This window comes from Deinococcus arboris (assembly GCF_009755355.1).
Taxonomy (GTDB): Bacteria; Deinococcota; Deinococci; order Deinococcales; family Deinococcaceae; genus Deinococcus; species Deinococcus betulae.
Genome location: NZ_WQLB01000009.1, coordinates 116,918 through 133,414, shown reverse-complemented (window position 1 = coordinate 133,414; position 16,497 = coordinate 116,918). Strand labels below are relative to the sequence as shown.

At 59.0% G+C, this 16,497-nt stretch carries 24 protein-coding genes; 9 read left to right on the top strand and 15 right to left on the bottom strand.

The genetic code is table 11. From position 1 onward, the window contains the following. Positions 1 to 204: 204 nt before the first annotated feature. From GO986_RS09210 to GO986_RS09195, 4 genes are all read right to left on the bottom strand, one after another. The gene (locus tag GO986_RS09210; RefSeq protein ID WP_157458992.1) at positions 205 to 1,314 is read right to left on the bottom strand and encodes a nitric oxide synthase oxygenase; all 1,110 of its coding nucleotides are present in this window, start codon (positions 1,312 to 1,314) and stop codon (positions 205 to 207) included. A 301-nt stretch (positions 1,315 to 1,615) separates the two neighbouring features. Next, on the bottom strand, positions 1,616 to 1,975 hold the full coding sequence (locus GO986_RS09205; RefSeq protein ID WP_157458991.1) for a hypothetical protein: 360 nt from the start codon (positions 1,973 to 1,975) through the stop codon (positions 1,616 to 1,618). A gap of 446 nt (positions 1,976 to 2,421) precedes the next feature. Continuing rightward, positions 2,422 to 2,634, bottom strand: a complete 213-nt coding sequence (locus tag GO986_RS09200; protein WP_157458990.1) for a hypothetical protein — start codon at positions 2,632 to 2,634, stop codon at positions 2,422 to 2,424. 66 nt (positions 2,635 to 2,700) lie between these two features. Beyond that, a complete protein-coding gene (locus tag GO986_RS09195; RefSeq protein ID WP_157458989.1) occupies positions 2,701 to 3,105 on the bottom strand; it encodes a DUF2493 domain-containing protein in 405 nt (134 codons plus the stop codon). Positions 3,106 to 3,279: 174 nt separating this feature from the next. Between GO986_RS09195 and GO986_RS09190 the strand changes: the two genes are divergently transcribed. From GO986_RS09190 to GO986_RS22875, 6 genes are all read left to right on the top strand, one after another. Then, complete coding sequence (locus GO986_RS09190) at positions 3,280 to 3,921, top strand: hypothetical protein (protein ID WP_157458988.1); 642 nt, start codon at positions 3,280 to 3,282, stop codon at positions 3,919 to 3,921. Positions 3,922 to 3,927: 6 nt separating this feature from the next. Beyond that, positions 3,928 to 5,070, top strand: a complete 1,143-nt coding sequence (locus GO986_RS09185) for a helix-turn-helix domain-containing protein (RefSeq protein WP_157458987.1) — start codon at positions 3,928 to 3,930, stop codon at positions 5,068 to 5,070. 277 nt (positions 5,071 to 5,347) lie between these two features. Further along, the gene (locus GO986_RS09180; RefSeq protein WP_157458986.1) at positions 5,348 to 5,731 is read left to right on the top strand and encodes a hypothetical protein; all 384 of its coding nucleotides are present in this window, start codon (positions 5,348 to 5,350) and stop codon (positions 5,729 to 5,731) included. A gap of 129 nt (positions 5,732 to 5,860) precedes the next feature. Further along, complete coding sequence (locus GO986_RS23215; RefSeq protein WP_255449285.1) at positions 5,861 to 5,995, top strand: hypothetical protein; 135 nt, start codon at positions 5,861 to 5,863, stop codon at positions 5,993 to 5,995. Further along, positions 5,992 to 6,369, top strand: a complete 378-nt coding sequence (locus GO986_RS09175) for a hypothetical protein (RefSeq protein WP_157458985.1) — start codon at positions 5,992 to 5,994, stop codon at positions 6,367 to 6,369. Before GO986_RS23215 ends, GO986_RS09175 begins: the two co-directional genes overlap by 4 nt. 719 nt (positions 6,370 to 7,088) lie before the next feature. Next, complete coding sequence (locus GO986_RS22875) at positions 7,089 to 7,403, top strand: hypothetical protein (RefSeq protein ID WP_232337643.1); 315 nt, start codon at positions 7,089 to 7,091, stop codon at positions 7,401 to 7,403. Between the two features lie 100 nt (positions 7,404 to 7,503). On the opposite strand, the gene GO986_RS09165 is transcribed toward GO986_RS22875, so the two are convergent. Beyond that, positions 7,504 to 8,433, bottom strand: a complete 930-nt coding sequence (locus GO986_RS09165; RefSeq protein WP_157458983.1) for a hypothetical protein — start codon at positions 8,431 to 8,433, stop codon at positions 7,504 to 7,506. A gap of 353 nt (positions 8,434 to 8,786) precedes the next feature. Between GO986_RS09165 and GO986_RS09160 the strand changes: the two genes are divergently transcribed. The 3 genes from GO986_RS09160 to GO986_RS09150 all read left to right on the top strand — a co-directional run bounded on the left by GO986_RS09160 (position 8,787) and on the right by GO986_RS09150 (position 11,474). Then, positions 8,787 to 10,538 (top strand): AfsR/SARP family transcriptional regulator, encoded by a 1,752-nt coding sequence (locus GO986_RS09160; RefSeq protein WP_198170547.1) that lies wholly within the window; start codon positions 8,787 to 8,789, stop codon positions 10,536 to 10,538. 244 nt (positions 10,539 to 10,782) lie between these two features. After that, complete coding sequence (locus tag GO986_RS23415; RefSeq protein WP_157458981.1) at positions 10,783 to 10,962, top strand: type II toxin-antitoxin system HicA family toxin; 180 nt, start codon at positions 10,783 to 10,785, stop codon at positions 10,960 to 10,962. A 59-nt stretch (positions 10,963 to 11,021) separates the two neighbouring features. Beyond that, positions 11,022 to 11,474, top strand: a complete 453-nt coding sequence (locus GO986_RS09150) for a helix-turn-helix domain-containing protein (protein ID WP_157458980.1) — start codon at positions 11,022 to 11,024, stop codon at positions 11,472 to 11,474. Positions 11,475 to 11,549: 75 nt separating this feature from the next. On the opposite strand, the gene GO986_RS09145 is transcribed toward GO986_RS09150, so the two are convergent. The 10 genes from GO986_RS09145 to GO986_RS09100 are packed head-to-tail and all read right to left on the bottom strand — an operon-like array spanning position 11,550 to position 16,473. Further along, positions 11,550 to 11,744 (bottom strand): hypothetical protein, encoded by a 195-nt coding sequence (locus GO986_RS09145; protein ID WP_157458979.1) that lies wholly within the window; start codon positions 11,742 to 11,744, stop codon positions 11,550 to 11,552. 10 nt (positions 11,745 to 11,754) lie between these two features. Continuing rightward, a complete protein-coding gene (locus GO986_RS09140) occupies positions 11,755 to 12,720 on the bottom strand; it encodes a glycine-rich domain-containing protein (protein WP_198170543.1) in 966 nt (321 codons plus the stop codon). Positions 12,721 to 12,741: 21 nt separating this feature from the next. Next, entirely contained in the window at positions 12,742 to 13,344 is a 603-nt protein-coding gene (locus GO986_RS09135) for a hypothetical protein (RefSeq protein ID WP_198170540.1), read from the bottom strand. 3 nt (positions 13,345 to 13,347) lie between these two features. Beyond that, positions 13,348 to 13,842: a hypothetical protein gene (locus tag GO986_RS09130; protein ID WP_157458977.1), complete on the bottom strand. Its 495-nt coding sequence runs from the start codon at positions 13,840 to 13,842 to the stop codon at positions 13,348 to 13,350. Next, positions 13,839 to 14,219, bottom strand: coding sequence for a hypothetical protein (locus GO986_RS09125; protein ID WP_157458976.1), 381 nt, complete (start codon positions 14,217 to 14,219; stop codon positions 13,839 to 13,841). The genes GO986_RS09130 and GO986_RS09125 overlap by 4 nt, the downstream gene beginning before the upstream one ends. Next, entirely contained in the window at positions 14,216 to 14,710 is a 495-nt protein-coding gene (locus GO986_RS09120) for a hypothetical protein (protein WP_157458975.1), read from the bottom strand. The genes GO986_RS09125 and GO986_RS09120 overlap by 4 nt, the downstream gene beginning before the upstream one ends. Before the next feature lies 1 nt (position 14,711). After that, complete coding sequence (locus tag GO986_RS09115; RefSeq protein WP_157458974.1) at positions 14,712 to 15,326, bottom strand: glycosyl hydrolase 108 family protein; 615 nt, start codon at positions 15,324 to 15,326, stop codon at positions 14,712 to 14,714. Next, positions 15,323 to 15,643 (bottom strand): hypothetical protein, encoded by a 321-nt coding sequence (locus GO986_RS09110; RefSeq protein ID WP_157458973.1) that lies wholly within the window; start codon positions 15,641 to 15,643, stop codon positions 15,323 to 15,325. The genes GO986_RS09115 and GO986_RS09110 overlap by 4 nt, the downstream gene beginning before the upstream one ends. Beyond that, positions 15,633 to 16,082, bottom strand: a complete 450-nt coding sequence (locus GO986_RS09105) for a hypothetical protein (protein WP_157458972.1) — start codon at positions 16,080 to 16,082, stop codon at positions 15,633 to 15,635. Before GO986_RS09105 ends, GO986_RS09110 begins: the two co-directional genes overlap by 11 nt. After that, positions 16,069 to 16,473 carry a hypothetical protein gene (locus tag GO986_RS09100; protein WP_157458971.1) on the bottom strand — a complete coding sequence of 135 codons (405 nt, stop codon included), beginning with the start codon at positions 16,471 to 16,473 and terminating at the stop codon, positions 16,069 to 16,071. The genes GO986_RS09105 and GO986_RS09100 overlap by 14 nt, the downstream gene beginning before the upstream one ends. Positions 16,474 to 16,497 lie beyond the last annotated feature (24 nt).

The following is a 16,497-nucleotide window of genomic DNA, read 5'->3' as shown; positions in this document are numbered from 1 at the left end:
CTATAGGTCACGTCACATCTACCAGATGCGTTCAAATAGAGCGCCCTAGACTTCGGTTTGGGGCGCTTTCTTCTGTTGTGCGTGTTGCGTTGGTGGCTATCGCCTTGAGAGCTGTCGCCATGTAGAGGTTTGCTGCGCCACTTCACGAGTGCCACAGCGCCTGGGAGATTACCTCTCAGGCGCTCTGTATTTTGCTTTTATCCGCTATCCGCTGTGAAAAGGGCAGCGCCGCAGGTCCTCTTGCCAGGCCGGTCGCTGCGCCGTGAAGTTAGGCTTCACTTCAGTGTCGTCGTACTGCTGATGCCACACCGGCGTGGTGGCGGGCGAAAGCGGCGGAATTAACCACGACCAGAGCCCCCGGACTGGGCGCCCCGCACGGGCCTCAGCGGCTTCAAAGGCCTGAAATTGCCGGGTGACGCTGTGGTGGTCAGCCAGACGCACACCCGCCAGGTCAAAAGAATGCAGGGTGGCCACGTTCAGCTCCAGTAGGGCGCGGTCTAGCCACAGCGAACGCCGCCGCGTAGTGTCTAGGTCCAGCGCCCGCGCCACCACAGGCAGCTGGTTATACCGGCCTTCGTCGGCCAGATTGCGCGCCGCAATTTCGGTCTGCAGGTACCAGCCATTAAAGGGCGCACAGGTAAACTGCTGCCCAGCGACGTCCAGGGTCATATTGCTGATGACCGGCAGAGCAGGCCACCGGAGCCCCAGCGCGTCTATAGCCGGGTGATCTGGGTGCGTGATCGCCACCTCCTGCACCGCATCGGCTGGCAGGTCAAAGAGGGTGACCTGGCCCTCAGCCTCAATGGCCAGCGGCAGGAGGTCAAAGGGGGTGCCGGGGCCGCCAGCCCAACCCAGTCGCAGTAGATGCTCGGTGAGGGCAACGTTTTGAGGATCGCCGACCACTGAGCCGTCGCTCTGTCGGTACCCGGCGTAGCGCAGCAATTGGTCATTGTGAATCCGTACGCCTGGCCCAAAGACACTCATAAGCGGCTGGATGCGCCCGCCGTTGAACGCCGTTCGCAGGTGGTCGCACAGCGCGGCGAAGACCTGCGGCGCCTGGGTCACATGCCGCAGGTCACGCACGTTGAGAGCCGCCCAGGGCAGGCGGCCTACGCAGCGCGTGCTGTTGCGCCAGGCCACACGCGCGCCGTGGGCCAGTTCATCTGTGCTGAGGGTGATGGTGCCTGTGGCCAGCACCTGCCGCCGGCGCGTCGTTAGGCCCGGCGTGCCTGTTTCGGCGTGGTACAGCTCCAGAAAGTCCAGGGCGTCCTGCAGCGCAGGCGAAGGGGGAATGAGGCGACGAGGGGCGGACATTCTGCCCATGCTGCGCCCCTCAGCCACGCAAAATGTCCCTGAGCTGCAGCCCGGGGAGAGATTCAGGACAGATTAAACGCGGGCCAGCCGAGAGAAGTGGCGAGAAGGCAAGAGAGAAATACAAAAGTGGGAAGCTCTCACTATCGGGTTGGCCGTATAGGTTGAGAACAGCCCATTCCTTGATTGCCATTCACCTGCTGGTTGTGAATGGCAATCTCTCTTTTAAGTCGGTGTGCCGGTCGATCGAGAAGCCCTATTGCTAACCGTTACCAGACCTGTATCAAATCAAAGCCGCTTCGCCTTAAGGGGCGCAGTTTTTGGCCGACTGACCCTTGGTGAGTTCTGCGCTTCGGGCGTCCACCTTCTCAATGACTTCTCTGTTGTCCAGTTCGTTCACTACGGCGCCGGGCCAGAAAAAGACAGCCCAGAAGACGTTTTCCTTGCTGATGCCTTTCTTGCTTTGGGCTTCAGACCGGATGCTGGCCAGTTTGACCTGCTCGTCTTTCATTTCTGCGCAGCTGAGGTCGCTCACCGGTTTGGCTGTAGCAGCGGTGTATTTGGGGGCGCAGGCCGAGAGAGCCAGCGCGGCGGTTGCGGCCAGAGCTAACGTTACTTTGTTCACAATTCTCTTAATAGCAGAGTTCTTGCACTCATGCAACATACATTTTCAGCTGAGGAAATGTGAGAGTGACACAGTCGTCTTTGCTGGTCACGTGCAGAAGTCCCCCAATTATGAGGTCACTCTCTACCCAAAAACCAACCTTGTTTTTGTGGAGCTGCCCTGGCAAATACAGTCAAAAACCCCTGCGCCGGGCCTGGGCAGGGGTCTGGATGTGGCGCGCTCTCCGTGACTCGAACACGGGACCGACCGCTTAGAAGGGGTCATGGTCAAAATGGCCTCTGCTGGCCTCTGTCCGGTTCATTCCCTCTAGGCGCTGCTTATGGCCTCGGCACTGGCCGGTTAACTGGGGGTCTGAAGGTTATGCAGGGGTGCGTTGGCTGTATGCAGCCTGTATCCGGCAGGGGAGAGGCGCGCGGTCTGGCATGGGTGTGGTCTCAGAGGTAACCATTTAACGTAGGGACTGACCTCACGTTAAATGGTTACGGTTATTCATCGTCTATGGCATCTAATTCCGCAATCTGCTTGCGACGCTCTGCAATGTTCATCGCATTTCCCAATAGAGCTCTAACAGCGCTCTGATCGTCTGGCAGATTCGCAATCACTGTGCGCGCTTTGTATAGATTGTCGCGTTGAGCATGCTGATTAAACTCTTCTTGTGCTGCATTTAAGAACATTTGGCAGTCATCTCGGTAAGTCATAGAGGTGATTTTAAAGGGTACGGCAAATGTCTAGGGCGGCACGCCGTACCATATAGGTGACTGTTCTCAGAATTCGCCGGGCTCCAGACCCTGCAGATTCCATTCCAGCACAGGGAGCCAGAGGGCCTGAGCGGTCCGGATCATATCCAGGCTGCCATGGTGAATCACCAGACAGCCGCCCCCGTGCTGGGCGGCGTACTCGGCCATCTGCCGGTTGCGCCGGAGCCCAGCGGTGCGGCCGTACCTGTGCCAGTCTGCCGGGAAGCGGCGCACGGGGTACCCGCCGGCGGCGGCCCAGGCCTCGCCGGTGGCGTCCGTGCCTTTAGCGCCGCCACTGATCACTTCACTGACGGGCCTGTGTTCCAGTAGCCAGTCCTGCACCGCGAGGCTGACCAAATCCGGGCGATACAGGTCCCGGCTGCCGGCGATGATCAGCGGCGTGGCCATGCCCGATTCTGGCAGGTTATCCACACGGGGCTGCGGACAGCAGGGTTCCCCTGTGCGTTTGCGTTCATGAGACCGGAATGTAAATTTCCGACTTTTTACGTGTGGCACGTAAAAAGTCGGCCGTTTAAGGATGTTTTCCTAGATTCAATCATGCGCATTGCTTGACTTCAGATGGGGTTTCGTGCGTATTATGAGAGTATGCTTCCACTGCTACTCCGCCCAAAAACAGATGTTGAGCGCCTCTTTCTCGCGGCTGCACCGAAGAAAATTTATGAAGTCCTCTGGAATGAACTGACCCAAGCGTACCCACAAGAGTTCAGAAAAGTCATGGAAAACAATTCTGAGAAGGCTGCGCTGACCCTCCTGCCCCATGCTAGGCGAGCCAGGATCGAGACGAAACTTCCAGCGTTGATGCACGAGCTGGGCATCAAGGCAACGGTTGAGACCTTCCCTGACACCACTGACACGTTTGTACTGGTTCACGTCTCGGACCTGGTGAAACTCATTGTGTGCTACGTTTCCAGCAAAAAACAGGCGTTGAGATATGCTTTGGCAAGAGAGCTGCTGTCGCAGGAATACAACGATCCTCACCTGCTCCTGTCTGCTCCCACCGCCTTGACCTTGAGTCCCGAATCAGCGTTCGGCGTGCTGGCCCATAGCCCCCATCCCAAAGATGTTGCTACGTTTAAGAAAGGTGACATCATCTTCCCCGCCTCCAACGGGGCGCTGCTCGGCTCCTTGAGCCTTGAAGACGAAATGGAACTGGTCCAGCTCGAAGAAGCTCAGAAGGCCAAGGAGGTCACCCGTACGGTCGAGATCAAAATCAAGAAAGGGAGCTGAGAGTAAATGAAAGTTGGCACTCCAGGTTTTCAAGGTGCTCGTCTAAAGCAAGTTCGTATCGCTCTTGGCCTCACCCAAGAGTCGCTTGCCTTGATGCTTGGCTACAAAGACGCGCAGTCGATCAGCGCGATGGAAAATGGAAAGGACTCACCTTCACCAGAAGTGATGCAGCGAATCCTCAGTCTCACCCGTCACCCAATGCACTTCTTCGTGACGCCCTTACCCGAAGGGATTGACGAGTCCGAAGCACTGTTCCGGTCCATGCGTTCACTGGACGAAATCGCGAAAGGCCGGGCCGAGGTCAATCTCAGCTGGCTCGCCGAGTATGCGCAGTATCTCAGCAAATTCGTGGACTTCCCCAAGCTGAACATCCCGGACCTCTCGGCTATCCCGCAGGACCCGATGCTAATCACGGATGACCACATTCGCCTCGCTGCGGATAGGCTCCGAAGCCATTGGGGTCTGCACCGAGGACCACTCCCGAATCTGATCAACCTACTTGAGTCCAACGGCTTTATCATTCACGGTGAGCCGTTCGAGTCGCATAAGTGGGATGCGATTTCCTTCTGGGATAAGGCCACCAACACGCCTTTCATCCTGCTGAACCTTGACAAGCCGTCTTACTTCAGGCTCAGGTACAACCTCCTGCACGAGCTGTTCCACCTTCTCTTCCACGTCCATGCAGATCGAGGTATGAAAGAGGTCAAAGCGTATGAGCGAGAGCTTGAGCGTCAAGCACACCTCTTTGCAGGAGAATTCGCCTTGCCACACGATTCTTTCCCTGCTGATCTTTTCGCAGACAATCTAGATGCCCTAAGAATTGTCAAGAGCAAGTGGAAGATGTCCATTGCTGCGATGCTTCATAGGCTTGAAGATCTTGGCATCCTCGATAAATCCAAGAGTTCAAAAATGTGGGCGAACCTGAAGCGTAGGTGGCGTGAAGGCGAACCGCTTGATGATTCTCCTCTTGAGGAGCCGACCATCATTAACTCGACGGTGAAGATGCTGAAGGAACACAACGTCATTACGCCACATTCTCTCCTGTCGGATAGCGTCTTCCCTCAGGATACCCAAGAGAGGTTTGCAAGGATGGGCGAAGAGTTCTGGTTGAGCGATGTGCCAGCTCTTAAAATCCACAAGTTCTATTGATTTCGCGCCTCCCACTCCAAAAGAGTGGGATTTCCTTTGCCAAAAATCCTTTGCATGATCTGAATTATGGAAGGCGCTTCGCAGCACTGGTCACTTTCCGCGTTCTCCGGGCTGATTACCATCGAGGGATGACGCTTGACCCGTTGCGCCCGGTGCTGCTGGTGGTCGTGCCGGCGGGCTGAAAGGTCACCTCCAGCAGGCTAGCGCCTTGCCACTGGAAAACCCGCCTGTGAAGGCAGAAGGCAACTGGCAGCCGTCCCTGGCAGCATGGTTAGCAATGAGTGCTCAGAAGTCCCCCAGTCACACCCATCAGCGCTTATCCACCATGATTCACCGGGCAGACCGCGAAGGCGGCATTGATCAGGTCACGCCCCCTTGCCCACCTCTGGCCCCTTTAGTTCAGACCGCCTACCAGCACGGGTACGCCCTGGCCGTGCACGGCAGCCTGCACCGCGACATGGACCTGATCGCCGTGGCCTGGATGGAGAAGGCTACGACGCCTGAGGAACTGGTGGACGCCTTGTGCATTGAACATGGGCTGTGGTGGGCGGGAGACGTGCAGCCCAAGCCCCACGGGCGCATTGGCGTGATCCTGCAGTCAGAGAGGTGGCTCAAACCGATTGACCTGAGCATCATCCCGCCCGGCAACCGTCCACAGTGATCCACAGGCGGCTTGTGGACAACAAAGAAGCCAGCCAAGGCGGAGCAAGACGATAGTACTCGCGTCACCACTCACACATGAAACGCGACCATCGGCTCTCACGAGTAGCGCATGATGACTAGGCGCATCATGTTCACCGTGCCCCTGACCTATATCGCTGCCGGTATTGAGGTCGCTTTGAACGGCGAGGCCTGCGGAATTGAGCAGGCTCTGAAAATCCCCCACCCCACTTGCGCCGGCTTATATCTGGAGGTAGCTGTATGAAGTTCTCGCTTAATGTCCAGACTGCCCGCTATCTGGCCCTGGATGTCCTAGGTCCGGATGCTGACAACATTCTTGCCAAGCTTGATGCTGAAGGACTGGTTATCGTGCGCAAGCGAGATCTGCCTGGGCACCTTCCAGACAATGCTGAGACTCTTGAGAACGTCATGCTGCGAGCACCCACAACGTGGGCCGAGCCCCATCACCTCACAGTAATCACTGCGTCTGGTGAGACCTTACAGCTATACGTACACGAGGTTCATGCGGCTCAAGTGCACGAGGCGGTGCAGCTGCATGCGGTGCTAGGCCACCGCGTCGAAGTCGTAATTGACCGGGAGGGCCAGATACTCCTTGCCGCTACGGCGATGGCCCAGTGACGGTACAGACTACGAATAGAACGGTGGGCTACTTCAGATGGCCTCTATCCCGTACATGCGCGAAACAGCGCTGAGAGGAGAAGCACCCCGGTAATCCATCCCCACCACGGGACACTCCGAGTAGTCGCTACTTTTGGCGATGAGTGTGTGTTGGATTGCCGAGCAACTGACGGTGGTGTTGGTGGGCGTGCTTGTGTTTTCTGATGTGCTGTAGGTGAGTGTGATGGGACTGTGCGAGGACCATTCCAGGGAACTTGAGGCTGTGCTTGAGCCCGGCCATAATACCGAGCAAGCTGGATGCCCAGTGCAGATGGTGCCTCAAACGATTCGTCTGCCCAACGGTCTGCCAAGGTTTTGCTAGAAGCGTGGCCCACTGCCGTGTAATACGGCACAGGTAGATTCACCAGATACTTTACGAGATGGGGGTCATCGAAAACAGCCTGAATCGTCGGGTCATCCCCCCCGCGGACTACAGCCACTGCTTGCGCACCCTTCTGAAGCGCGTTTTGTATCTTCAATACAAGGTCACGGCCATCGGTTACCCGCACGTCTAAGAATTGAGGGCGCTCGGAAGCAGGCAAGCGCCGGAGCTGAGCTTGCACGTCATGGCGACCAGTGGCTGAGCCCAGCACAAATAATCGCTCAACAGGCGAGGCATCCACATACTGTCGCAGATAGATCTGGGGACGATTCCTGCTGACCTCTTCAACAGGTAAGGCATGCTTCTGGTCAACCAGCTCTCCATGGAGCTGCACCTCAATCTCACCACTATCAGTCAGTCGGGTCGAGAGGCGCCCACGCATACGAATCCTGGCATTAAGTTCTGGACGCTGAGCCCAGGCAGTGCGGAACACCATGCTGCTGATTTTGCCTTTTACTGGTGGGCTGTCTTCACGTACGGTGACATAGGCGAGTCGAGGATTGGCGACGGGAAAGGGACTAATCTTGGCAGCGATGCCAAAAACCTCAATTTCGTCGTGTGGACATTGGACGGATACTCGTTCAACGGCCTGCTTAGGAGTAAGGGGAAATGATTCAGGCATAAGACAATATTAACCAAGCAGCCAATTTTTTACAGATAGACAGTGTGAACTGTTTCATGGATGCGTCAGCTATTTAAGTTCTTCTGCATTGTCACGTACCCCTTTTCCTAAAATCCGAATCCTTTAACTGGCTGCGAGTCTTTTTCAGAAGAGCGGATGTATCTTTCGACCTGCTGTTCTTTTCGAGTCTGATTTTAAAAACGATTTGATTAGATCCGAAATATACTTCCTCGTTCTGTTCTTTGTTAACAATTAGCTTTGTGACATGGTCTTGGTTTTCAAGCCAGAAATCCCGTATTTCGACCTGTTGAAAAACATTACTTCGAGACAGCTTGCTCTTCTCGCTGCATAGGGTTATCTCTACACTTCCTAATTTTGAGTACGCTTTACCTATATCCTTAACCATGGTTGTGATGGGGTCGTCACCGTTTAATTTAGATATAGCTTCTGATGGCATTTTTAAATAGATCTTGTCAACAGATTGCACTGCCATAATTTTATCCACATTGGAGATCACTCTTCTGGGGTGAAGTTGGAATTCTACTACGTCTATTGAGTTCTTATGACAGTATTCTTCTGCATATTTTTCGAAAGCGCCCTCGTAAGGCACATCTCTATTGCGCTCTATTGCTAAGACCTGGGTTTGTGGATCATAGATGAAGTACGCCAATTCATATATTTCACTGGTTTCGGCAATCGAGCTAAGACTATTGGCTTCTGTTTGGCCATCTGCGGTTTGGGAGACTATTGTGCCAGAAAAGTGGGTTTTCTCTGCATAAAAGGCGCCTTCTACATAATCTTCATGAACATGCAAGACATTAATCCCCACGAAGCGCCCATCTATATTTAAACCAGACGATTTAGCTGATTTTTTATACATCACCTTATCTTCTAGCGAATCAAAAATCACCATCGGATCGACATCTTCGTTGATGAATTCGCTGCCTTCACCCTCCTCGGGCACGCGGCGATTTATTGCCACGACATCATATACATATACGTTTCTAACGTCATCAGCCATGTTGAAGCCTCACTTCGATAAAGAATGCAACTTGAAAGTCGGTGATGGGATTGGAGCTGTAAATGTTTACTATTCCAGCCCGTAGTCGATAGGGCCCCCAATCGTCGAAAGCGGCACTACCGATCCGAACGGCGTTGACTTGGTATCTGCCTCAGAGGCAGAGGCCAGGCTCGCTATGGCGAATAAAAGCAGTAGTTTGATGTGCAGTAGATTTCTCATGCAGAGGAATCTAGAAAGGAGTCACTATCCTATCGGAAGCATCGTTCCAGCGCGCAAAAATCGCTTTTGATGAGGGCAAATACCAACAGGTTGCCTCCGAACTTCTAGCGCAATCAGATTTAGCACCTCAGGAGATGGCCTTACTCGGCATCAGCCTTCTGCGTCTTGGCGACTTACACAGGGCGGAACCACTGCTGCTTCGCGCTCATCTTGCTGGAATGACAGAAGCCTCAGTTGAGTACGGAAATGCGCTGCGCGCACTTGGCCGACTCAACGAGGCTTTGAGTCATTTCGCACTTATTCGGTCCGCACTGATAGGTGAGCTGGCACTTCGAGCCCAACGCTGGCAAGGCGTGACAGCCTTCCAACTCGGGCACTCGGATGAGGGCCTTGTAAGTGTCGAGCAGGCTTGGCATGGCTATTTGGCAAGTGGGCACGAGCGTGTAGCTGCCAACGTCATGCAAACCCTGGCACGGATGTATCAGCAGGTCAATCAGAACGGACGTGCGACCCGGTTATATCAACAGGCGCTGCGGCAACTTCCAGAATCTCCCAATCCCCTTCCACGGCTTTCAGCGCTTCAGGGTCTATTGGACCTCCAGATACTGGGTGGCCAGCTCCAGGATGCTGAGCAAACCCTAGACGAGGCTCGTATGTTGTTGGGCCACACCACGTCTGGGCGAGCTCGTGGCATGTTGATGGGCAGTGAAGCCAATTTGGCTTGGGTTGCAGGGCAATTTAGCCGCTATGAGGCGCTCATACGCGAACTGTGGCCTCTTAGTATTCAGGTTGGCGATAGCCAGTTGCGTCTCTGGACTGGGGTTCGGTGGGCGGATCTTCAAAGCCAAGCGGGGCATCATGCGGCTGCGCTTGAGACCCTAGCTGAGTCAGGTGCTGAGGGAGGACCTGCAGATCCAGCTGTATACCTGTTGCGCGGCCTTCTTGCTCGTCGTCGAGGCCATTTAAGCGAAGCGGCCGACGCCCTAAGTGTCGCTATTCAACTATACGAGAGCCGCTCTCAACCTATAGAAGTTACACGCGGACGATTGCACTTGGCTTACGTTCAATATCTGAATAATCAGCTGAGTACAGCATTTGCCACTCTGGCCCAAGCACTGGATGGCTATCTCGCCCTATCAACTAAGGCCGGTTTTCGCAGAGAGTTGGAGGAGATGCCCGAGTTCCTTACAGCTGCAGCGTTGGAGCCCACTCTGGCACCTCTCCTGCCTGACCATTCCCAAAGTGCGCAGGCTGTGCTTCATCTGACTACCCTTGGCCGTAGTGAAGTTCGTTGGGAAGGGCGACGTTTAGAAGGGTTGAAAGCTAGGCATTTGGCGGTTCTGGTGTATCTCTTACTTCGTCCAGGGCAGAGTCGGGCTCGAATCGAAACCGATCTCTACCCTGACGTGCTTCCAGAACGGGCACGCAATCAAGTGAACAGTATCCTTCAAGACCTGCGGACAACCTTCGGGCCTGACTTCTTGATCTTAACTGGGCCTTATCGAGCCCCTACTTACACTATCAACGAGGGTATGCCGGTCTCTCTTGATTTAACAGCTGTATTAAGAACGGCGCCTCATGCTTCAATAGAAAACATCCTGACCCTTTATAAAGGTGAATTCCTCCCTGACTTGCAAGGGGGAAGCTGGATCGAATCCAGACGTATTGAAGCTAGAGAATCGTTTAGGTCGGCGATGTCTTTTGCCATGAGAGCTGCACAAGCAAAACTTGATTGGGAGAGGGTAAGACTGTTGGCTGAGCAATGGATTCAGCGGGATGAAGAAGATCGCTGGCCCTACGAGATGGCTCTTAAAGCAGCACAGGCTCTCCAACAGCCAGCGCTCATCGCACAGGCAGAGGCGGCGCTAAAGACGTTTGATACTTAGCCCGATCCCGGAGATGACAGAGGAGAGTGATCACTTTGTCCATAACGTCTCCTTATCGTCCGAAGCGGTGTTTTTTGTTTTCCGATGTGTTGGGCCTGGACGTCTGATAATCCGAAGTGGAGTGCCTGAAAACGCGTAAAGACCGTTTTGGGGGGCCTTGTTCGATTGAGGTGAGCACAGAGACCAGTCTCTCGTGTGCTTGCAGTGGATTATCAAATTTGATAATATAAGGCCATGAAAGAAGATGCCTAGGAAGGTGCGGGAGCTGATTCGGGATTTAGAGCGGGCAGGGTTCGAGCACAAGAGTACGAAGGGAGATCACCGGAAATACGAGCGAGGCGGACAAGTGGTGATTATTAGCGGCGCACTCGGGGACGACGCTCAGCGGTATCAAGAGAAGGCCATACAGAACGCAATTCAGTAACACCGGGTGGGGAGCTACGGCTCCCTTCCCACGGAGCGCAGTACAGAAGAAGGAGTTCAATGAAGTACCTGACCTTGATTGCCCACACGGACGCGAACTGGACCGCCCTGGTGCCTGATCTCACCTGCATCGTCACCGCCAAGACCCGTGAAGCTCTCCTGACCAAGGTTTGCGAAAGCATCACGCTCGTCCTCGAGGACGGTCCCCGCACACCCCAGGCCGTGACCCTGGCCGACGTAGCGCCAGACGTGCGCGCGGAGCTGCCCGCTGACGCTGAGGTGGTGCACTTGGAGCCTGCACCTGTGAACCCCGTCAGTGCGGAGATCGAGCGCGCGCTAGAGCGGGCCGGCATCTCGCAGGCGGAGTTGGCCCGCCGCATCGGCTCCAGCCCGGCAGGCGTTAACCGGTTGGTGAATCCCTTCTATTGGGGACACAGCCTGGACGTGCTGCGCCGGGTGGCCGAGGCCCTGAATACGGACCTGCACGTCCAGCTGACGGCCCGCGCGTCCTAACCAACGCAAAAAGGCCCCCTGCCTCACGCCGAAGCGCGGGCAGGGGGCTGTCTTTGGCTCAAGTTGTCCGATAGATCAGGGATTATTTTCCGGTACAGGCTGCGGCTCCGGCGCGGGTTCCGAGAACGTTTCCCCGTCCCAGGTCCAGCCCGGACCGGCCTCCTCGGTCTGCACCACTGCCTGATACCTGGTCCGCAACCGGTCCGCAAACTCCTCCGTGCATTCGACGACGTTGTCCACCACCCCATCATTGATCAGCGCATATCGCATCTGTCTCTCCTTAGAAATACGTCACGACGACGACCATTCCGCCGCCCCCAGCACCGCCTGCACCAGAGTTTGCCCCGGCCGACCCAGACCCGCCGCCCCCGCCCCCCGCTGGGAGACCACCTGCGGCGCCAGGCGCACCGTCCTGAGCCAGCGTTGTGCTGCCTCCGCCCCCGCCACCATCTCCAGAGAGGTGCTGCGTGCTCCGACTCGTTGCCGCTGGCGCCACCCGCGCGGCATAACTGGCCCCGGCGTTCGTTCCGGCCGCGCCACCGCCACCAGCACTGAGGACCGTGGTGCGAATCATGGCGCCCCGGCCACCCGCATAAGGTGGGGTCGTCCCTGACGTGCTGACGCCACCGCCTGCGCCACCCCCGCCGCCGCCGTAGTACGAACTGACGCCAGCTGCGCCGCCGCCGCCGCTGCCCCCCGGCATGAAGCCGCTGCCGCCGTTCACCTGTGTTGACGGGGTTGTCGTTCCTGCTGTCCCGCCCACTCCACCCATACTCGTCAACCAGCTGCCGAACGTGGTGTTGCCGCCTGAAGTCCCCGCCGCACCGTTGCTCCCGTTGAGAGACTGCCCATTTCCCGCCGAGCCGCCAGCACCGATGAGGATGTCCTCTGTGGCATTCAAAGCAGCGGCGGGAAAGAAGTATTCGTTGTAGCTTCCGCCACCACCGCCGCCACCGCCGTAGCGGTTTTCAGAAACCGTCGAGACCCGGCCACTGCCACCGCCTCCACCCGCCCCCCAGACCCGCACGTGGACGATGCGGGCCCCAGCGGGCTTCGTCCATGTGCCTGACGTGGTGAACAGCTCAATTTGAGCCGGGGTAGACGAGCCGCCAGCCGGGAGTGCCCAGTTGCCATCGTCCCTCAGGTAGCGGGTGCCGTCACGGGCGCCGGTGCCCAGGGCTTCTGGCGCCAGGGTGTCTGTGGTGGGCAATTCAGTCTGGCGCCCCGCCGTGCGGTCCTGCACCACAGGCCTGCGCGGAGCCACCGCTCAGACCAGAACCACAGGAGGTTCAGACTGGAAGTTCACGGCGGTCGCGCTCACGGCAAAGCCCAGGACCTGCTGCACGTTGCCACTGCCGGTCGGTGGCGTGCTGGTGCCGGCCCCAGCGGTGGTGGCCAGGAACACTGGCCCAGGTGTCTGGCTGCTGACACCAGTGTTGGTGCCTTCAAAATACACAGTGGCATTGGCGCCGCTGGCCACCGCCGCGAGCACGAAGCCGTGGGCCTCTTTGCCGGCCGCCGTGGCGTCGGCCTTGCGCACGCGGGCACTGCCGCTGCTGCTCCAGATGTTGATGTAATCGCCTGCGGCCAAAGCTTCCGAGGCCTGAATGCTGGCCGTGTCAGCCCCAATACCCGTGGGGAGGAAGCTCTGATCAAGGCGACCTGAAGCGTCCAGTGCCGGGAGCTTCCCACTGGAGCCGGCCCCCAGGCTGGCGACGGTGCTGTTGACGATGGTGGCGTCCAGCACCCCGTTCGCGTTCAGCGCGGGAATATCGCCGGCATTGACGGCGCCCGCGCTGGTGTCTTTGGTCTGGTATTCAGTGAGGCGGCCTGTCAGGCGGTTCAGGAACATCAGGATTTTTCCGGGCATGGGTTACTCCGACAGCACTATGGGCTCGTGCAGGGCCACAAGAAGCGTGTGCGCGTCAATGGCGACGCCGACCACCAGCAGGCAGGCGGCGTCGGGGGGAAGGGTTTGGGTCGGTAGCCCGTTGTGGCCGAGCAGCACCAGGCCAGGCGTCCAGGTCCAACTGGGTTCGATCAGGGTGCCGGCCCGCTGCACGGGCACGGGCGTGCCACTGGCGGCGGCGGCCGTCGAGACACCTAAAACGGCATCCGCCGTGGTCAGGTCGCCGCAGTCTGCGCGCTGCACGCCGCCTGGACGGAGGGCGACGATCTGGTGCCCCCCGAGGGCTTCGAGCGCAGTCTTCATCACCACGTCGCTGGAGGGGCCGGGCGGGCCTTGCGGCCCAGTGGGGCCCGCTGGCCCTATCCCGGCTACCCCGTCTACCTCGGTCGTGACTGGCTCGGGCGTTTCCACCTCGATGATAACGACGGCCTCCGTGGTCTCCCCGACGATCAGGGTCATGAGCCACCTCGCGTGTGGCTGGCCTGCCACAGCAGCTCCAGCGGCAGCGCCAGGCGGTGCTGGCCCTGAGCACCGATGATCAGCACCGTGCTCGACAACACGAACGTGGCGTGGGTGGCGGGCCAGGTTTTGCTCTCGGCGCCGGGGATTTTCAGCGTCACGTCCTGGCCGACAATCTCGGCGTCCAGGCCCATGTCGTACAGCACATCGCTGATGAGGGTTTTCCGCAGCTGGGCCTGAATGGTGTCGCCATCCATCAGCTCCACGCCGGTCGGGCTCTCCGGCGTCGGCGCTTTGATTTTGAGCTTCACCACGGCGTCCTGGCCCTGGCGGAAGACGGTGGACAGGCGCAGGGGCAGGGGTGGGGGCGTGCTCATCTCAGGCCTGTGTCCAGCGGCGCGTCGTCCAGGCCGGGCACGGCGGGCCGCTCCCCCGTATGCCGCAGCACGTCCTCAATGGTGGCGGGCACGAGGTCATCGGGCAGCGCCACCTGACTCCCGATCATCGGCGGCAGGCTCTCCAGTTGCGCCTCCAGCCGCTTGCCCGTGGCCTTGATCTCGGCCTCGACGCGCGCCTTGGCCCCGTTTAGCTGCACGCCCGTGATGAAGTCCTTGCCGCCGCTCGCCACCAGGCCTGCGAGCAGCCCCAGCAGTCCGCCACTCAGCCAGCCGGGCAGCAGCGGCAGCACATCGCGCCCCGCTTCCTCCAGGCCGGTCACGCCCAGCAGCACGCCCAGCCCCAGGCAGATGCCCTTGACCACGTTGCCCTTGAAGCCCAGCTGCACCTTCAAGAACTGCGTGACCGTGGCCAAGATGCCTACCATTGCTGCGAACGTGCCGCCCAGGCCCGTCAGATCGAATGCTTCCACCTCAGACCTCCTTATCGTCGGGAATGGCGATGATCTTCAGGCCGTCCCCGCTCGTGCGGACCATGACGCGCGCCCGCCCGTACCCCGGCAGTGGTGTGCCGTCCGGGAGCAGCAGCGGCACGATGTTCTCTTGCGGCGCGGCCTTGGGCGGGACGGGGGTGGCCCGCGCTTCCCACGCGGCCGCCTGCCGGGTCAGCGTAGCCACCCGGTTCTCCCAGCCGCGCCCATAGCGGGCGTAGGTGCTGAGACTGCGCAGGAACGCCAGGCGCAGGTTCAGAAACTGGCGCCAGTCCCGTGTGCGGGCCAGGAACTCGCGGGCACGCCCCACGCCACTGTTCACGGCGGTGTCGAACGCCACGAGGGCCAGCGGCGGCGGTAGCTGCTCAGCCCCGATGGCAGACCAGTACCGGGTCTGATAAATGCGCCGGGCGTCGTCCAGCGTGAGGTTCTTGATGTCCAGTGTCGGGTTGGCGTGGGCCGCGATGCCCCACTTCGTGCCGCGCAGCTGGCCCTGACCAATCACACCGCTGGTCCAGTTGCCCCGGTCGTGCGGGTCCGCTGTGTAGCCACCCTCGTGTCCGATGATGATGCGGAATGCCTCGTTAAAGTCGGTCATGGTCCCTCCGTGGGGTCAGGTGGCCAGAGCGTGCGGTCATAGCCCAGCTTTTCCGCCTCCAGGCGAGCCTGAAGCGCGCGGTAGCGCCAGCCGTCAATCAGCTCGGCTTGCTTGGCCATTCGCGTTTCGTTGCGGTCCTGCTGGTCTTCCAAGGTCTTGTTCCGCTGTGCCAGCCCGTCGCGCGTGTCTTTCTCCTGGGCTGGAGCACCCGAAAAAAAGCCGCGCAGAAACACACCCAGGGTGACGGCCAAGCCGCCGCCGCCGAGTAACGTCACCGCCGTGGTGGCCGCGTCTTTGGTGGCTTCATCAGCGGGCATCCGGCCACCGCAGGATCCGCTGCTGGAACCACGTCACCCGCACCAGATACAGCCACAGCGCCCGGCCGAACAGGACCAGGCTGCCGATGCCGAACACGTAGAAAATGGCGCTGCCGAACACCAGCTCAGCGCCCAGCCAGAACATTGCGCCGGTGAACAGCATCCAGAAGGCGCTGAACACTGTGCTGATGAGCCCGAAGGGCACACGGGTCGGCACTTGCCACAGCAGGGCGGCGGCGGCGAAATGCCAGAGGCCCCAGAGATTGAATCCGAAACTATCGTCGAAGGCGCTGTAGCCCTGGAACAGCAGCGGCAGATTCGGGCGCACGATGGCGATGACCCCGAACAGGACGTGGGCGGCCACCAGAAACATCCGCAGCGCCCACGCCGCCCCAGCCCAGAAGACCGGGTCGCGGAACCGGGACTCACGGCGCTGCACGGAGCACCTCCCCAGGCCGCCAGCGCTCGGGCTGGCCGGGCTTGGCCGCGTTGTACTCCCAGCGCCAGCTGTAGAGCGTCCACAGCTCGCTTTTGGGCACGGGGGACTTCAGCGGCTGCCCAGTGGCGCCGACTTCCCATGCGCCCTGCTCGGGCTTGATGGGCTGATAGGGGGCGCCGTTCCTTCGGGTGCTGGTGGTACTGGACTTGCGCACGCGCAGGATGGTCCCGAAGGCGCAGCCGGGCGAGAGGCGCAGCGCCGCGCGTGAGGTCACGCCCAGGGTGTAGTCGGGGACCACCTGCAGGCGGCAGATGGGGGGGCCAGGGGGCACGACCAGCAGGGCCAGGGCCACGCCCGAGAGAAGCATCAGGGACAACAGAAAGCGGTGCATGGGCCTCCTTAACGGCACACGAAG

Bases quoted from the DNA above. Each gene is read 5' to 3' on its own strand.
- GO986_RS09160 (WP_198170547.1), top strand. From the start codon at position 8,787: ATGGCCTTACTCGGCATCAGCCTTCTGCGTCTTGGCGACTTACACAGG.
- GO986_RS09205 (WP_157458991.1), bottom strand. From the start codon at position 1,975: ATGTTGCATGAGTGCAAGAACTCTGCTATTAAGAGAATTGTGAACAAA.
- GO986_RS09145 (WP_157458979.1), bottom strand. From the start codon at position 11,744: ATGCGATATGCGCTGATCAATGATGGGGTGGTGGACAACGTCGTCGAA.
- GO986_RS09210 (WP_157458992.1), bottom strand. From the start codon at position 1,314: ATGTCCGCCCCTCGTCGCCTCATTCCCCCTTCGCCTGCGCTGCAGGAC.
- GO986_RS09135 (WP_198170540.1), bottom strand. From the start codon at position 13,344: ATGCCCGGAAAAATCCTGATGTTCCTGAACCGCCTGACAGGCCGCCTC.
- GO986_RS09180 (WP_157458986.1), top strand. From the start codon at position 5,348: ATGAGTGCTCAGAAGTCCCCCAGTCACACCCATCAGCGCTTATCCACC.
- GO986_RS09185 (WP_157458987.1), top strand. From the start codon at position 3,928: ATGAAAGTTGGCACTCCAGGTTTTCAAGGTGCTCGTCTAAAGCAAGTT.
- GO986_RS23215 (WP_255449285.1), top strand. From the start codon at position 5,861: ATGTTCACCGTGCCCCTGACCTATATCGCTGCCGGTATTGAGGTCGCT.
- GO986_RS09190 (WP_157458988.1), top strand. From the start codon at position 3,280: ATGCTTCCACTGCTACTCCGCCCAAAAACAGATGTTGAGCGCCTCTTT.
- GO986_RS09165 (WP_157458983.1), bottom strand. From the start codon at position 8,433: ATGGCTGATGACGTTAGAAACGTATATGTATATGATGTCGTGGCAATA.
- GO986_RS09115 (WP_157458974.1), bottom strand. From the start codon at position 15,326: ATGACCGACTTTAACGAGGCATTCCGCATCATCATCGGACACGAGGGT.
- GO986_RS09175 (WP_157458985.1), top strand. From the start codon at position 5,992: ATGAAGTTCTCGCTTAATGTCCAGACTGCCCGCTATCTGGCCCTGGAT.
- GO986_RS09200 (WP_157458990.1), bottom strand. From the start codon at position 2,634: ATGACTTACCGAGATGACTGCCAAATGTTCTTAAATGCAGCACAAGAA.
- GO986_RS22875 (WP_232337643.1), top strand. From the start codon at position 7,089: ATGCTTCTGGTCAACCAGCTCTCCATGGAGCTGCACCTCAATCTCACC.
- GO986_RS09125 (WP_157458976.1), bottom strand. From the start codon at position 14,219: ATGAGCACGCCCCCACCCCTGCCCCTGCGCCTGTCCACCGTCTTCCGC.
- GO986_RS09130 (WP_157458977.1), bottom strand. From the start codon at position 13,842: ATGACCCTGATCGTCGGGGAGACCACGGAGGCCGTCGTTATCATCGAG.
- GO986_RS09100 (WP_157458971.1), bottom strand. From the start codon at position 16,473: ATGCACCGCTTTCTGTTGTCCCTGATGCTTCTCTCGGGCGTGGCCCTG.
- GO986_RS09110 (WP_157458973.1), bottom strand. From the start codon at position 15,643: ATGCCCGCTGATGAAGCCACCAAAGACGCGGCCACCACGGCGGTGACG.
- GO986_RS23415 (WP_157458981.1), top strand. From the start codon at position 10,783: ATGCCTAGGAAGGTGCGGGAGCTGATTCGGGATTTAGAGCGGGCAGGG.
- GO986_RS09150 (WP_157458980.1), top strand. From the start codon at position 11,022: ATGAAGTACCTGACCTTGATTGCCCACACGGACGCGAACTGGACCGCC.